The 15,487-nt window shown below is 27.5% G+C and carries 17 protein-coding genes; 16 read left to right on the forward strand and 1 reads right to left on the reverse strand.

The features are described from left to right. Window positions 1-13 precede the first annotated feature (13 nt). From AYC61_RS03185 to AYC61_RS03225, 9 genes are all read left to right on the forward strand, one after another. Window positions 14-322 (forward strand): PTS sugar transporter subunit IIB, encoded by a 309-nt coding sequence (locus AYC61_RS03185; RefSeq protein ID WP_066496809.1) that lies wholly within the window; start codon window positions 14-16, stop codon window positions 320-322. A gap of 35 nt (window positions 323-357) precedes the next feature. Continuing rightward, complete coding sequence (locus tag AYC61_RS03190) at window positions 358-660, forward strand: PTS lactose/cellobiose transporter subunit IIA (RefSeq protein WP_066496811.1); 303 nt, start codon at window positions 358-360, stop codon at window positions 658-660. A 21-nt stretch (window positions 661-681) separates the two neighbouring features. Further along, on the forward strand, window positions 682-1,974 hold the full coding sequence (locus AYC61_RS03195) for a PTS sugar transporter subunit IIC (protein ID WP_066496813.1): 1,293 nt from the start codon (window positions 682-684) through the stop codon (window positions 1,972-1,974). Window positions 1,975-2,040: 66 nt separating this feature from the next. Further along, complete coding sequence (locus AYC61_RS03200) at window positions 2,041-3,210, forward strand: MalY/PatB family protein (protein WP_066496816.1); 1,170 nt, start codon at window positions 2,041-2,043, stop codon at window positions 3,208-3,210. 197 nt (window positions 3,211-3,407) lie between these two features. Beyond that, window positions 3,408-4,721, forward strand: a complete 1,314-nt coding sequence (locus AYC61_RS03205) for a M50 family metallopeptidase (protein ID WP_066496820.1) — start codon at window positions 3,408-3,410, stop codon at window positions 4,719-4,721. 196 nt (window positions 4,722-4,917) lie between these two features. After that, on the forward strand, window positions 4,918-5,787 hold the full coding sequence (locus AYC61_RS03210) for an SMR family transporter (protein ID WP_066496821.1): 870 nt from the start codon (window positions 4,918-4,920) through the stop codon (window positions 5,785-5,787). A gap of 102 nt (window positions 5,788-5,889) precedes the next feature. Then, complete coding sequence (locus AYC61_RS03215; RefSeq protein WP_066496822.1) at window positions 5,890-6,072, forward strand: hypothetical protein; 183 nt, start codon at window positions 5,890-5,892, stop codon at window positions 6,070-6,072. 242 nt (window positions 6,073-6,314) lie between these two features. After that, a complete protein-coding gene (locus tag AYC61_RS03220) occupies window positions 6,315-6,830 on the forward strand; it encodes a GNAT family N-acetyltransferase (RefSeq protein ID WP_242866731.1) in 516 nt (171 codons plus the stop codon). Between the two features lie 318 nt (window positions 6,831-7,148). Beyond that, window positions 7,149-7,685: a GNAT family N-acetyltransferase gene (locus tag AYC61_RS03225; RefSeq protein ID WP_066496832.1), complete on the forward strand. Its 537-nt coding sequence runs from the start codon at window positions 7,149-7,151 to the stop codon at window positions 7,683-7,685. 35 nt (window positions 7,686-7,720) lie between these two features. On the opposite strand, the gene AYC61_RS03230 is transcribed toward AYC61_RS03225, so the two are convergent. Then, window positions 7,721-8,203 carry a GNAT family N-acetyltransferase gene (locus tag AYC61_RS03230; RefSeq protein ID WP_066496833.1) on the reverse strand — a complete coding sequence of 161 codons (483 nt, stop codon included), beginning with the start codon at window positions 8,201-8,203 and terminating at the stop codon, window positions 7,721-7,723. A 199-nt stretch (window positions 8,204-8,402) separates the two neighbouring features. On the opposite strand from AYC61_RS03230, the gene AYC61_RS03235 reads away from it, so the two are divergent. The 7 genes from AYC61_RS03235 (at window position 8,403) to AYC61_RS03265 (ending at window position 15,234) form a co-directional block, all read left to right on the forward strand. After that, complete coding sequence (locus tag AYC61_RS03235) at window positions 8,403-8,963, forward strand: RNA polymerase sigma factor (RefSeq protein WP_066496834.1); 561 nt, start codon at window positions 8,403-8,405, stop codon at window positions 8,961-8,963. After that, the gene (locus AYC61_RS03240) at window positions 8,950-9,702 is read left to right on the forward strand and encodes a hypothetical protein (protein WP_066496836.1); all 753 of its coding nucleotides are present in this window, start codon (window positions 8,950-8,952) and stop codon (window positions 9,700-9,702) included. The genes AYC61_RS03235 and AYC61_RS03240 overlap by 14 nt, the downstream gene beginning before the upstream one ends. Continuing rightward, the gene (locus AYC61_RS03245; protein WP_066496838.1) at window positions 9,703-10,578 is read left to right on the forward strand and encodes an ATP-binding cassette domain-containing protein; all 876 of its coding nucleotides are present in this window, start codon (window positions 9,703-9,705) and stop codon (window positions 10,576-10,578) included. A 3-nt stretch (window positions 10,579-10,581) separates the two neighbouring features. Then, on the forward strand, window positions 10,582-11,850 hold the full coding sequence (locus AYC61_RS03250; RefSeq protein WP_066496839.1) for an ABC transporter permease: 1,269 nt from the start codon (window positions 10,582-10,584) through the stop codon (window positions 11,848-11,850). A 313-nt stretch (window positions 11,851-12,163) separates the two neighbouring features. Further along, window positions 12,164-13,294: a hypothetical protein gene (locus AYC61_RS03255; RefSeq protein ID WP_066496843.1), complete on the forward strand. Its 1,131-nt coding sequence runs from the start codon at window positions 12,164-12,166 to the stop codon at window positions 13,292-13,294. A gap of 303 nt (window positions 13,295-13,597) precedes the next feature. After that, window positions 13,598-14,554 carry a class I SAM-dependent methyltransferase gene (locus AYC61_RS03260; RefSeq protein ID WP_066496845.1) on the forward strand — a complete coding sequence of 319 codons (957 nt, stop codon included), beginning with the start codon at window positions 13,598-13,600 and terminating at the stop codon, window positions 14,552-14,554. Window positions 14,555-14,574: 20 nt separating this feature from the next. Then, entirely contained in the window at window positions 14,575-15,234 is a 660-nt protein-coding gene (locus tag AYC61_RS03265; protein ID WP_066496847.1) for a Dph6-related ATP pyrophosphatase, read from the forward strand. Window positions 15,235-15,487 lie beyond the last annotated feature (253 nt).

Raw genomic sequence — 15,487 nt, forward strand, 5'->3', positions numbered from 1 at the left:
AGGAGGGATAGACATGATAAGAATAATGCTAGTATGTTCGTCAGGAATGTCAACAAGTTTATTAGTTAGTAAAATGAAAAAAGCTGCTGAAAAATCAAATATTGAAGTAGATATTAATGCTATTGGTTCAGCTCAGCTTTCTAGTCATACTGATAATTTAGATGTAGTGTTACTTGGACCACAGGTTAGATTTATGCTCAACAATATAAGGGAACAATTAGAGCCAAAAGGAGTACCAGTAGATGTAATAAATAATTTAGATTATGGTACTATGAACGGAGAAAAAGTATTAAAATTCGCACTTAGTTTAGCTGAAAAGTAATGAATAACGAATGAAGCAACAAAAGGAGGAAGGAAATGGAGCAGATTGTATTAGATCTTATTTTATATAGTGGAGATGCTAGGAGCTATGCTATGGAAGCTATACAAGCGGCAAAGGGCGGAGATTTTAACAAAGCACAGGAGCTTATGAGCAAGTCCAATGAAAAGCTAGATGAAGCTCATAAAGTTCAAACAACTTTAATTCAATCAGAAGCTGGCGGTAATAAGACAGAATTTTCACTACTTCTTGTTCATGCACAAGATCATTTAATGACAAGTATAACATTAAACACACTTGCTTTAGAAATTATTGATTTACACAAGAAAATTGCAAAATAGATTTATTTGGGAGGAGAACAAATGAATAATTTTACGAATTTTATTGAAGAAAAAGTAGTTCCAACTGTATCAAAATTCTCAACAAATCGTTATATTATAGCTTTACGTTCAGGATTTTTAACTATAATGCCATTAACAATCATTGGGTCTATATTTTTATTACTAACAGATTTTCCTATCAATGGATATTCAGATTTTATGGCAAGTATTTTTGGAGCTAATTGGGCATCATACCTTGAACCAGCTTATAGGTCAACGTTTAATATCATGGGTTTTCTATTAGCTGGAACATTAGCATATAAACTTGCAGAGCAGTATAAACTGGATAAGATAGCAGTTATGATTATGTCAATAGTGTCTTTTGTTATTGTTACTCCTAAGTTTGCTACTACCCAGTCTGGAGAAATTATAAATAAAATATTACCAATGGCTTGGCTTGGAACAAAAGGAGTCATAACAGCAATTATAGTTGGTATTCTTACAACAGAAATATATAGAATTGTTATTAAAATGAACTTAGTAATTAAATTACCGGAAAGCGTTCCAGAGATGGTATCTAGATCTTTTTCTTCATTAATACCGGGAACTATAGTTATTGCAACTATGCTATTAATTAATGGTATTTGTGTGGCACTAGGCAGCACATTACATCAAGTAATCTATAGTTTACTACAAATTCCACTTCAAAAATTGACATCAACAATAGGTGCTATAGCTGTTGTTGGAGGATTAAATGGTTTGTTCTGGTGGTTTGGTATTCACCCAACAGTAGTAAATTCAATTATTAACCCTGTACTAAATGCAAACTCACTAGAAAACTTTGAGTTATTCAAAGCAGGTAAGTTAACATTGGAAACTGGAAATATTGGTACAATACAAATGATAGACCAATTTGCAACTATTGGTGGAGCTGGTATGACAATAGGCTTAATAATAGCATTGTTACTAGTAGCAAGATCTCAAAAATTAAAAATGTTAAGTAGATTAAGTGCAGTTCCATCTATGTTTAATATAAATGAACCCCTTGTTTTTGGTGTTCCTATAGTAATGAACCCATTAATGATAATACCTGTTACTGTGGCACCAATAGTTTCAGTATATTTAGCATATTTTGCTATCAAAATAGGTTTTATGATGCCTTTTAACGGAGTAATTGCTCCTTGGACTACACCACCTATATTTAGTGGATTTCTTGTGAGTGGGTGGCAGGGTGCTGTTGTACAAATAATTGCTATAGCAGCATCAGTATTGATTTATTATCCATTTGTAAAAGCACTTGATAATCAGTATAGAAAAGATGAACATAATTTATAAAAATAATAGGATGAAGCTAATGCTTCATCCTTTATAAAATATATAAAAAAGAGAAGGGTTTAAAATATGTATAATTTTGAAGAATTATTATATAGAGAAAATAATGGGTCTATGAAATGGAATAAAGAGTATATCAGAAGAAGATTTCCAAAATCTAAAGATGAAATATTCCCGTTATTTATAGCTGACATGGATTATAAGCTTCCAAAGGAAATAGTAGACTCTTTTATTGAATTCATTCAACAAAGTGATTTTGGATATTATGATATATTAGATGATTATTACAAGAGTATTATTAATTGGTATAAAAAAATACATCATTGTTCTATTGAGAACTCGTGGATAATTCCTGGTATTGGAACGATAACTTCTATATATGTATCTATTTCAATTTTATTAAATAATGTAGATAATGTATTAATATTTACACCTGTATACGGTCCGTTTAGAGATGTAGTTGATAAAAATAATTGCAATCTAATAAAATATCCTTTAAAGCTAAAACATAAAGAGTATGTTATTGATTTTAAAGAATTAGAAAAAAGTATAATACGAAATAATATTAGCAGTATATTATTTTGTAGTCCGCACAATCCTTCAGGTAAAATTTGGTCAAAGTCTGAATTAGATAGTTTAATTTATCTATGCAAAAAATATAATCTAACATTATTTGTAGATGAGGTTCACAGTGATTTGGTTATAGGTGAAAAAGAGTTTATATCAATGGCAAATTATTTTAATGAATACGAAAATATAATAATAAGTTCATCACCAAATAAAACATTTAATCTAGCAGGACTAAACGCTTCTTATTTATTAACACCAAATCAAGAATTTAAAGGTAAAATTGAAGAAGGATTAAAAAATAGAAAATTAAATCCTAATAGAGTTGGATACAGATTTCTTGTTTCCTGTTATGAAAAAGGAGAAAGATGGGTATATGAATTAAGAAATAATATAAAAGAAAACTATATCTTAGTAAAAGAGATACTTACAGGTAGTGATATAGAAATGATTAATCATCAAGCAGGTTATTTATTATGGATTAAGTTAAATAAAGTAAATGATATAGATAAATTTGTTATAGAATTAGCACAGGATACAGGTGTATTGCTTGAAACAGGGAGTAGATTTGTAGATAATTATGAGAATTTTGTTAGAGTTAATTTAGCTACTAGCAAAGATATATTAAGAGAAGCTATGAGAAGATTCAAAAGCTATTATGATAACAAATAAATAAAGATTAGTAGATTTGTTTTTTCAGAATAGAACCCATAGATAGGTAATGTAAGAAGTAATCTATCATATAGGTTCTTTTTTGTTATTTGTAAAATAATTTATTACTTTAAATATCAAATTATAATTCTAAGAAAAGTGATATAATAGTGTATATATTTTTTAAATATAATGAACTGGAATGCTAGGAGGCGAATATGAAGAAAGTAGCAAATATAGTTTTAATGCTAATAATATGTGTAATATTGCTTTTGTTGTATACAATAGTGCATGAAGGCGCTCATGCATTTTTTGCGGTTTTATTTGGTGGGCAAATAAGTGAATTTGACATTAATTTTTTAAATGGATATCCACATGTAAGTTATTCAGGTATATTTCAGCCATATCAGAAGGCAATTATAAGTATAGCGGGACCAATTATACCGGCTGTTTTATTTTTTATTATCTTATTGTATGTTAATAAAAGTAATGCTGTAGTAAAAAAAATAAAATTCATAACTGTGATTGGTATATTAGGTACATTATTACCAAATATAATTCTACCTATCATGTATGAAGCTGGTTTTGATGCCTCCAATGAGGATGTTATAAAATTCATAATAAATTCACAAGTAAACGGTTATTTAACAGCTGTTATTTTTGCCTTGATTTTCTTATTAGGATGCATTGTCTTTATTAAAAAAATTAATTTAAAAGAAGTCTTAAGTGAAGAAATAAATTTTAATATAGAGAATAAAAAACAGGTTATAATGTTAATTGTTTGTGGAATATTTACTTTGTTTTTAATTGTTGGAGGTTGCATTAATATACTTACTAATTCGTACGAAGCATCAAGTATGATAAAAAAATATGATGAAAATTTTAGTATAAAGTTAAACAAAAATCACTACTATAATGAAAATATTTATGAATTTGAAGTAAATGAAGAGGAAATTTATGATTTTTATATTACAGGTAATTGTAATGAGAAACTTTCAATAAAACTACAAGGAAATGTTCCAATACAAGGAATTAGAAAAAAAGAGTTACAGTTGTTTAACGGAGAGGGCAAAATCAATAGTACATTTACCGGTTGGTTTTTAAATAAAGGAAAATACAAAATTGTTGTGTCATCACATGATAATAATGGGAAAATCGACTTTCATATAAACAAAAAAGAAGCTTTAGAAAATAAGTTTTCAAATGAAAAAATATTTAATGGGATTATTCCACAATTAGATAATGGATATAAACTTGCTGCTCACGAAAATTTGATTGACTGTAAAGACAAATGTATTTATGAGTTTTCATTACAGGATACGGAGAATATCAAATTCAGTATTTTTCTTACTACAAAAGATGGAAGTGCAGTAGTTAAGCTATCAGGGAAAGATTATGAAGATATATTAATTAACGATTACCAAATTTTTACTGATGGTAGAGGAATGAACTTAAAAGAAGGCGATTATAAAATTATGGTAACTTCAAGTGGTTGTAATGGTGAGATATATTTGTATGTCAAACGTAATTAAACCCAAATTATTCATAGAAATCAAATACTTTTTATTAATAACCTCATTCTTCGAATGAATAAGCGATTTGCATAAAATCCAACAGTGACCATTTTGTGCATTTGATTGATAAAGATTTGTAAATTGATTTGAAGCATTTATTAATTAGTTATAAAATGTAGTAGATGAACTTAAATAATTAATAAAAGGAGAGATTATGACTTACTTATTATTAGCTATTATTTGCAGTGCAATAATTCCAAATATTTTTCGTTTTGGCGAACAGCATGATATAAATCAACCAGTTGTGATTACAGTTAATTACGCATTTGCTTCATTAATTTTACTTATCACCTTATTGTTTTCAGGTCTTGGTCAATACATTATGGACTTAGGAAAGATAAGTATAAATGAGCATAGTGTTTTTTTAGCAATAATTATTGGAATAATAACAGGTATATTTTATTATGGAGGTTTTTATTACTATCAAAAATCAGTTTTTATGAGTGGGCCAAGTATAGCTACTGCTTTTGGTAAGATAGGTATAATTATTCCTATGATATTATCTATTATTATTTGGAAAGAGGTACCTAATATTATTCAATGGTTTGGTGTCGTTATATCATTGGGAGCTATTTTGATTATGGCTATAAATCTAAAAGAAATTAAATTAAATGATATTCATGTTGTATTGATATTTTTATTTTTATTTACTGGTTTAGGGAGTTTTACTAATAAAGTTTTTCAAAAATATTGTATGATACAACATAATCAGATTTTTTTGTGGGTACTGTTTACTACTGCTTTAGTCATAAGTTTAAAAGAAACAAGAATGGTTAAAGAAAAGAAAAAATGGGATTATTATATTGGTATGATGGTTGGTATACCTAATATATTATCTTCCTACTTTTTGATTCAAGCACTAAATAATTTAACTGCTGTTGTAGTATTTCCATTGCTTAGTGGAGGAACAATTATAGGTGCAAGCTTAATTAGTGCTGTAGTTTTTAAAGAACGATTAAAAAGCAAAGAATATATTGGCATAGGAATGATGATTGTAGCTGTTATGTTAATTAATTATGCGTAGGCAAAATTTTAAAAATCATTTATTTTTAGATTTAAATGATATACTTTTTGCAAATAAATATAGTTTTAGTAGAAAAAATAAGATGATAGTTAGGTGGATGTAATGAATAAGGCAAAAATTACGGAAATACTCATTAAAGTAATATTATGTGTGATAGTATTAAAATTTGTTGTGAAGTGGGAAAATGGTAAAATTGCTTTTATGATGCTGGCAGCATTAATTACAGTATATGTTATATGGCCATTATTAGTAAAAACGTTTAAAAAATTCAATAAAAATGATTGAAGATTTATAAAGATGAAAGTGCCTAAGGGTGCTTTTTTTATATATAGAAAATTATAAACGCTTCATATAATAGTATATTTGGTAAGTGATAAGAATATATTTTTTATAATCACAGGTATAAATAGTCTGGGTAAATATCAATTAGAAAACTTTTTTCTGGTTATTTAGGTAGATATATTATATAATGATTGGAAATAATTATATAATCAGATAGTGATAAATTTATAGAAAGGATGTTTAAATTGAAATGTAAATTAGTAAGGCCAAGTATTGATTTAAAATCACAATTTCTTGATTATGTTAAGGATTGGGAGAATAACAATGAAAAAATAGTACCTTATTCAGCAAGACTATTAGATATGAACTATGAAGAATGGTTGGAGAATACACATAAATCAGAAAACAAAGAGACATGTCCATCCAATTTTGTTCCTGCACATACGTATTTTCTTACCTCAGAAGACAATAGGATTGTTGGGGCTATAAATATTAGACACTATTTAAATGACCATCTGTTAAAGGTTGGCGGTAATATAGGTTATGGTGTACGTCCATCAGAACGTAAAAAAGGCTATGCTTCATTAATGTTAAATTTAGGATTAGATATAGCAAAAGAGTTTGGTATAAATAGAGTTCTTGTAACATGCAACAAAACTAACATAGCATCTGCCAAAACAATAATGAAAAATGGTGGAGTTTTGGAAAATGAAGTATTGGATGATGGAGAGCTTGTACAAAGGTATTGGATAGATAATTAAAGCTTATGTAACAAAGTAGAGTTTTTAATGATTATTGTATAAAATTATAATTGTAGGTTGCTAAAGAGGTTTGCTTGAAATAGGTAGTTGCAAAATACAAATTTAAAAAACGTGGATAACTTTAATATTTTAGCTCATAAGTTTTTTGTGAGGGGGCCCATCTCATAATCTTTGACGGTTCCCTAGTAACTGTTTTGGTAATTTTTTCAATTCACATAAAGGGTAAACTGAGTCGCTTTAAAATATATAAACATAGATTTATGAGTAGTGTAGAGTTTCGCAACTAACTAAATGGTTAAAAACTAAGGGGGAATAACAATGACATTTACATTTGTTCCAATGAATAAAGAGTATGCAACAGAGATGATTAATAACTGGAAATATGGTGGAGAGTATTCAATTTATGATTATTGTAATGAAGAAGATTTACTGTTAGATGAGGAGTGTTGGGGAAAAGGTAAGTTTGCAGCTTTAGATGAAGAAGATAATTTAGTAGGAGAGTTAACTATAGAGTTTTATGAAGAAGAGGATGATGACTCAGAAGACGATGGATACGTTGATCATGAGACTGTTAACAATAACCCAGACAAGATATATGAAATGTGGGTAGGATGGGGCTTGAAACCTGAGTTAACCTCAAAAGGATTGGGAGTAAAATTTGTTTCTGCTTGTGTTGATTTTGCTGTTAATTTATATAATTATAAAGGTGAATACGTCCGCTGCGGAGTTGCTAAATTTAATAAAAGGGCTATTAAAGTTTATGAAAGAGTAGGATTTGAAGTATTTTACACTACTGTAGGAGAAATTTCAGGAAAAGAGCTAGACGTTTATAGGATGAGGAAAAGAATTAAGTAATATTTATATAAAAAGATATCAAAAAATCTACAATGTTATGTTGTGGATTTTTTGATATCTTTCTTCATCTTAATAAATTCAAATTCACTGCCATTTGTGTTTTGCATGTATTTTTCAACAGATTTAAACCCTATTTTTTCATATGCTTGTATTGCACGTTTATTAAATGTGGCTACTGCTAGCATTATGTAGCTTTTTTTATAATCAAATTTATTTGTACCAAAATTAATACCTGCATTTACAAATTCACAGCCATACCTTTTTCCTGTTAATTCAGGTTTGAGACCAAAACCTATCCACATTATTTCATTTTCAAAGTAGTAAGAATAATAACCAACTAATTCACTTTTGTCATTTAGCACTGCGAAATATCCATCCCAATTTTCTTCATTGAGAAAATCCCTTAAATCTTCTTCATCAGCAGTCATATCATAAAATGAATAAATTCCTTCGTATTTCCAATCATAAGCAATTTCATTAGCATATTCACTATTCATAGTAACAAAATAATAATGCATGATTATTTTTTCCCCCTAGTTTTAAAATTATATAATATAATACCTTTTAGCTCAAGAATTATATTATAATTATAACATTGACAAGAAGAATATAAAAAAAATGTTACTAAAATAAAACTATTTATAAATTAACTTCGAATACATAAGTGAAGATAAAAAAGTATGCATACATTATTTTCACTAAGAAAAGGCTGGAGATATGAATAACGAAGAAAAACTAATAAAACGAATAAAAAATAAATCAAATAAAACAGCAGCTAATCAACTGATATCGATATATTACAAGGAAATATACATTTATGTATATAGACAAACAAGTGATAGAGAATTAGCTTTAGATTTAACACAAGAAATATTTATAAGTGTTTTAAAATCTTTAGATAATTACAGAAGAGATAAAGGATCCTTTAGAACTTGGTTATATAAAATAGCGAGTAATAAAATAGTTGATTACTATAGGTCTAAATATTATAGATATTCAACTGTAGTAGAAAAGCTTGACGATTATGAGCTGAAGAGTTCAAGTAATATCGAGCTGGATTTAGAACTTAAAGAAGATATGAAAGAAATAATAGAAATTATTAATAGTTTTGAAGCTAACATTCAGCAAATAGTAAGATTGAAGATTTTTGGTCAGTTGACATTTTCTGAAATATCGAAAGCATTAGAGCTTCCTGAATCAACAGTTAAGACCAGATATTATTCTAGCATTAATAAAATAAAGAAAATTTTGAAGGAGAGGGAAAATGAACAAAGATAAATTAGAGCCTAGATTTGATTTTATTGACTCAGAGATAGAAACGATAGTTCAAAGAGGTGTTAAACCTAGAGTATCATTTTTGGGGCATATAAAAGATATGTACAGCCAGTTGGGAGTTAGAAATATATTTCATGATATGAGTGAGATAATTTTTATAGTGCTTATTGGTATAGTATTTTTTACATTAGCATTAGTCGTTACTAAAAATGATAACAGTGTAACAATTCAACAGATATACAGTTTTATATTTGTTGTTTCACCTCTTTTATACCTAAGTATTTCATTATTTTCCTTTTTTAATACGAAACAAAAAAAGACTTTTGAGATAGAGATGACATGTAAGTATAACATATATCAAATATCTGCTCTTAGAATGCTCATATTTAGCATTGTCACCATTTTGATTAATACAATCATTCTTTTTATATTTTTTTACTCAAGTAAAGAAATAGATGTGTTAAGAGTATTAATAATTTCGATTTCTTCATTGTTTTTATTTTCTTCGATATTTCTTTATGCAATAGTGAATATTTCATCATCATTGACTAAGTATTTTATTACATTAGGATGGATATCAGCAAATATTATATTAAATGCCTATAAGATAGATTTTTATAATAAGCTTTTGATAGAAGTTCCAATATTTGTACATGTATTAATAACAATGATATGTACAGCTGTATATTTAAAAAATTTAAAAAGACTTATTAACTTCAAGAATATAAAGGGAGAGATTTAAGTGTTAATAGTAAATAATTTAAGCAAGAGTTTCGGAAGATTTTCAGTACTTGAAAATATAAAATTAGAATTTACTAATGGTATATATGGATTATTAGCTCCAAATGGAGCAGGAAAGACAACTCTTATAAAACTGCTTACGACATTAATATTTCCTACGAAAGGAGAAATTCTTTATAACGGTACAGATATAAAAAAATTAGATGATGAGTATCGTGATATATTAGGATACCTGCCGCAAGAATTTGGATATTATAATAATTACAGTCCATCGCAGTTTTTGATGTACATAGCAGCATTAAAAGGACTAGATAAAAGCACTGCTAAGAATAGAGTAAAAGAGCTTTTAGAAGTAGTAGGACTAAAGGAAGTAGCAAATAAGAAAATGAAGAAATTTTCTGGAGGGATGATACAGCGTGTTGGTATTGCACAAGCATTATTAAATGATCCTAAGCTGTTAATATTAGATGAACCAACTGCTGGACTAGATCCAAAAGAAAGAGTAAGATTTAGAAATTTACTAAGCAGTTTATCAAGAGACAGAATAGTAATAATATCAACTCATATAGTATCTGACATTGAGTTTATTGCAAATGAAATTATTATGATAAAAAAGCATAAGGTACTGTATAAAGATACTATAAAAAACATATGTAGAATATTAGATAATAAGGTCTATGAAACTAATATTGAGTTTAATGATGCTATGAATTTTAGAAAAAAGTACATAGCGTTATCTGAAAAACAAGAAAGCGGAAATATGTGTATAAGATTTATATGTGAAGACAATGACGATAAAAAAGATGATTGGAAAGCAGTTACTCCAAACCTTGAAGATATATTTTTGTATGAATATAGAGATTCAATAGAGGAGTAAGCCATGATTTATAAGATGTATGAGTTGAAAAAATCTGTATCATATCCGTTAATAGTGTTAATCTGTATATTTATAGGTTTTAACTTTTTATTAATAAGTGAAAAACTCTATGTAAGAGAAGAGCTTGATTCACTAAACAAAATAATAGACGAAGTTGGCTATAAAATAGATGATGAAATGTTAGAAAAACTTGATAAATATTATAACGATAAACTAAAAAAGTTTAACAATTTAAATCATAAAAAGACCAACAAAATTTATAAAAGTATAGACGATTTTTTTGAAAAAAACAAATATCAAATTGAAGAAGTAATGGACGGTTATACGGATGAAGAAAAGGAATTACTTGATGATTTAAGGGTAATAGAGTTTTATTATGATTTGATAAATCCGTTAAAAGCTCAATATAAAAATATAGACATTATAGAGTTAGGCGAAGAGCAAATAGAAATGAATAAATTATCAGGTCAGGCAGCAGAAACAGTAAGAACTCAATATAGAAAATTTAATGATAGATTTTATGAAATAATTAAGAATAAAGAGCATATAAATTTATTTTTATTTGGCAAGAGTAATAGAATGCATTTATTTCTATTTAGAGACTTATTAAAAACTATAATGTTTGAAGTGATGATAATTGTAGTATTAATAACTTCTTATTTAATTAATTATGAATTTAATAATAAGACTTTCGTTTTGATTTACACTACAAGGAAAGGTAGGAATCTTATAAAAGACAAGCTGTTTACAGCTTTGATAATAAGTGTACTAGTTACAACGGTTATAATGGGTATTACATTAGGAGTGTATTTTATTGTTTTTGATTATTCAAGGCTCTTAAATGTACCTATAAATAGTGTTTTTAATTGGGAATTGAAGACTCCATTTATGAGCTGGTTTAAAATGTCCTATGGTAAGTTTTTATTATGTTCTATAGGGCTGGTGTATGCTATAGAATTAGTTTTTGTAGGTATAGCTGTTGTTTTATCAGAGCTAATAAGAAATAATTACGTAGTATTTTTTGTATTTTTGATTTTAGCAGGTATATGCTATATGCTTCCTTCGATTATACCAGGAAGTACAAAGCTTATATTTTTATCAGTATTAACACCTTTTTCACTTGTGTGGGGTTCAGTATTTTGGTTTATGGAAAGTGGAGCACTTACAATAATTAAATACTATGAACTGATTACACTAGGCGTTTGGGCTTGTATATTGATTATATTAATAAAACTATGTATAAAGAGATTTAAGCATCAAAATATATATTAACCCAGATTATTCATAGAAAATTATGAGCAGGGAACTAAAATCTGTGATTTTATGTGAGTCGCTTATTCATATGAAGGAACTGAATATGAGATTCATTAATAAACATCCTTCTGATTATAAGATATCCATTAAATTCTCGACATACCAACTTGGTATGCCTTCGAATCTAATTTAAAATGTACCTCAGACTCATTACTTCGTCTGAATAAGCGATTCACACTAAATTAAAATTTAGGTTCTCTGCTCATAATTCAGAAACTTACAGCATATTATGGGGCGTTATATGAATAATCAGGGATTAAGGAGAATGAATATGAAGGTAGTACTAAACGAAATAAAAAAGATATTTAATATAAAAATGATTTCTTTGGTGATAATAGGAAGTTTTATGATGTATTATATATTTATCAGCTTTTATATAGATTATTTTCCTAATGGGAGACCAGAAAGTGATTTTTATAATATATCAGTTAAAATGATAGAAGACTATGGTAATAATATGGACAGCAGTGAATTTAATAACTTCAAGGGTATTCACGCAGAAAAAATTAAAAAAGCAAATAAATATCTTACCTCAAAAGAAGAATTTGTAAAGGTAGGTATAACTACTTATAGTGCATTTGAAGATATAGATGTATATGATGAGGAGTTATATAACCTAATAAAAAAAGTAATGTTTGAAGAGCAAGTAGATGTGTTTTGGGAGCTTCAAGCAATGGATTGGCTGGTATATAAATATGAAAACAGTGAAGAGAAGGTATCTAAAAGTAGCCTAAATACAAACTATGAAGGCAGAAATAAACAACTAAAACAAAATAATAATAATAATGATATTCTGCCGTATTTTGTTTTTAATAATTTTAATGATTCTGTACAGTATGTTATAGCATTGATATTATTGAGTGTAATATTTATGACAATACCAATATTTTTAAGAGATAAAAGAAATAAAGTAGAGTACATTCAATATACCTCTAAAACGGGCAGAAATTTATACAAGAAAAAGATAGCTGCAGCTTTGATTTCAGCATTTATGATTACAGCAACACAAATGGGAGCTTTCTTGATAATCTATTCTACTAATAATGTAAGTATGTATTTTAAGAGCAGTATAAATTCTATTTTCAATAAATTATTTTGGTTTGATTTGAGTTTTATGCAGTATATATATGTTATTGTTATATGTACATTTATATTAAGCTTTGTAGTTTCATTAATAACAGCATTTGTATCAAGCAAAGTATCAAATTATATGGCTGCAATAGGGTTGCAGATTCCAATATATGCAGGGCTTATATTCTTAGTGCAAAGATATATAATTAATGATTTGACAGTTATATATAAAGGTAAAGCATTAACATTTATTTGTTACCTAACACTTATTATAATTTCTACAGTGTTGGTTGTATTAAGATGGAAAAAGGAGAGAGCTATAGAAATATAGTTAATTTAATTTGTTTATAAGTGTGTATATGATATAATTCCTATTATTAGAGTTAATACTCTTTTAATAGGAATTTTTTAAGCATAGGCTAAATTCATTTGTTGTTAATTGCTTACTTCTTGAAACAAATTTGTGTCTCCGCTAGTGACACAAATTTTAGATTAATAAAGAGAATTTAGTTAGAAGGTAGAAGACCAATTAGATAAGAATAGTTATTTTGTGTTATTTTTTGATAAAAACGTATGATAATTATGAAAACATTATAAATTGGTTAGAATTAAAAAAACAATAACGAGGATTTATATGAATAGAGAAGAATTGATAAATTATATAGATATGCAGTTTAGATATAATGAAAAGGTAAACTTATTTTATAAAAGAAATTTAGAAGGTACTAAAAGTAACATAAGACCGTCTGAATATTTTTTATTTGGATGTGGAAAATTCAAGAATGAGATTAGAGAAAGTTTAAAGAGTGAATATGATAATGATAAGTATGATTATCTATCTGATTATTTCATGCAGAAAGCTATAAAAATGTTTATATTTAATAATCAATATTTATATTTTACAAAGAGCAGTCAAAAAATATTGAAAGATATTTATATAAGATACATTGAGAATATATATAAACTACTAAGTAGGGAAGAAATAAATACTAAAGATATTGAAAAGATATTATATATTCATTCTTGTAATCTTTGTGAGTTTTTGATAGAGACTAATGGAGACTATATTTCTAAAAATCAAAGTAATATGTTTATAGAAAAAATAATATGTGAAGAATATTCTCCTGAATTTCAGCTGAAAATACTAGCTTTAAATATATCTGATATAGTAGAGCCTGTTTTGGACTTAGGCTGTGGAGAAAATGCTAATTTAGTTAAATATTTGAGAGATCATGGAATAAAAGCATATGGATTAGATAGATGTATAGATAAAAATACTGATTACTTATATTCATTTGATTGGTTTGATTTTGATTATAGAAAGAATTATTGGGGAACTATCATATCGCATATGGCATTTTCAAATCATGTCTATCATCACATGAATAGATCAGATGGACATATCCAAAAATTCAATACGAAAATTAATGAATTATTAAGCTCATTAAAAACAAATGGAAGTTTTATTTATGCACCGGGACTGCTGGGTGTTGAAGCTTATATAAATACTCTAGGGCAGTACAGCATAAAAAAACATCAAATATCATCAATGGATCAAAGGTTTTATTCAACAAGGATATTGAAGTTTTAGTTAAATTAGGGGTGAGTGAAGTGAACAAAGAAAACAATGCTTTTTGTTCCTTTAGTGGGGGTAAGGATTCTTGTCTTGCACTACATAGAGCATTAAAAGAAGGAATTAAAGTGAAATATTTATTTACAATGTTTAAAGAAGATGGACAAAGATCTAGAGGACATGGTTTAAAGCCTGAAATTATAAAAAAACAGGCTGAGCTTCTTGATATGGACTTAATTTATGGAGAGGCTACATGGGAAGACTATGAAAATGTTTTTAAAGAAAAGATGTGTCTATTAGAAAAAGAAGGAGCTAAAATAGGTGTATTTGGAGATATAGATATAGATGACCATAGAGAGTGGGTTGTAAAGGCATGCGATCATACTGAAATAGAAGTATATCATCCTATTTGGCAGGAGAGTAGAAGAAAGTTAATTGAAGAATTTGTTGATTTAGGCTTCAAAGCTATTATAGTGACATTGAATGGTGATGTTTTGTCAAAAGATTATTTAGGCAGAGTTTTTGATAAAACATTAATTAAAGAATTTGAACAACTTGGTATTGATGCATGTGGAGAAAATGGCGAATTTCATACAATAGTTATTGACGGACCTATCTTTAAAGAACCACTAAAATTTGCACGAAAGGATGTCATTAAAATTCAAAACTATTATATGCTTGATTTGGATTTAAATTAGGTTGTTTCAAAATGGCAAATTTCTGCGTTATTGAAATATTTCACGACTAATCATGAGCAGCGAACAGAAATCTACGATTTCTAGTAAGTCGCTTACTCCTAGGAACGAAGTGAGTAGTGAGCTACATCTAGTACGCTCATATCTGTAAGCAGAGAACCCAAAATTCATTTTTGGAGTGAATCGCTTACTCAGAGGAAGAATGAGTCTGAGTTTCAAATAATATATAGCCTTGAACTTTACTTATTTTGAAACA

This window comes from Abyssisolibacter fermentans, from assembly GCF_001559865.1.
GTDB lineage: Bacteria > Bacillota > Clostridia > Tissierellales > MCWD3 > Abyssisolibacter > Abyssisolibacter fermentans.

Coding starts and splice junctions, on each gene's coding strand:
- AYC61_RS03195 (WP_066496813.1), top strand. CDS start 682: ATGAATAATTTTACGAATTTTATTGAAGAAAAAGTAGTTCCAACTGTA.
- AYC61_RS03260 (WP_066496845.1), top strand. CDS start 13,598: ATGAATAGAGAAGAATTGATAAATTATATAGATATGCAGTTTAGATAT.
- AYC61_RS03255 (WP_066496843.1), top strand. CDS start 12,164: ATGAAGGTAGTACTAAACGAAATAAAAAAGATATTTAATATAAAAATG.
- AYC61_RS03205 (WP_066496820.1), top strand. CDS start 3,408: ATGAAGAAAGTAGCAAATATAGTTTTAATGCTAATAATATGTGTAATA.
- AYC61_RS03210 (WP_066496821.1), top strand. CDS start 4,918: ATGACTTACTTATTATTAGCTATTATTTGCAGTGCAATAATTCCAAAT.
- AYC61_RS03225 (WP_066496832.1), top strand. CDS start 7,149: ATGACATTTACATTTGTTCCAATGAATAAAGAGTATGCAACAGAGATG.
- AYC61_RS03235 (WP_066496834.1), top strand. CDS start 8,403: ATGAATAACGAAGAAAAACTAATAAAACGAATAAAAAATAAATCAAAT.
- AYC61_RS03240 (WP_066496836.1), top strand. CDS start 8,950: ATGAACAAAGATAAATTAGAGCCTAGATTTGATTTTATTGACTCAGAG.
- AYC61_RS03250 (WP_066496839.1), top strand. CDS start 10,582: ATGATTTATAAGATGTATGAGTTGAAAAAATCTGTATCATATCCGTTA.
- AYC61_RS03230 (WP_066496833.1), bottom strand. CDS start 8,203: ATGCATTATTATTTTGTTACTATGAATAGTGAATATGCTAATGAAATT.
- AYC61_RS03215 (WP_066496822.1), top strand. CDS start 5,890: ATGAATAAGGCAAAAATTACGGAAATACTCATTAAAGTAATATTATGT.
- AYC61_RS03200 (WP_066496816.1), top strand. CDS start 2,041: ATGTATAATTTTGAAGAATTATTATATAGAGAAAATAATGGGTCTATG.
- AYC61_RS03185 (WP_066496809.1), top strand. CDS start 14: ATGATAAGAATAATGCTAGTATGTTCGTCAGGAATGTCAACAAGTTTA.
- AYC61_RS03190 (WP_066496811.1), top strand. CDS start 358: ATGGAGCAGATTGTATTAGATCTTATTTTATATAGTGGAGATGCTAGG.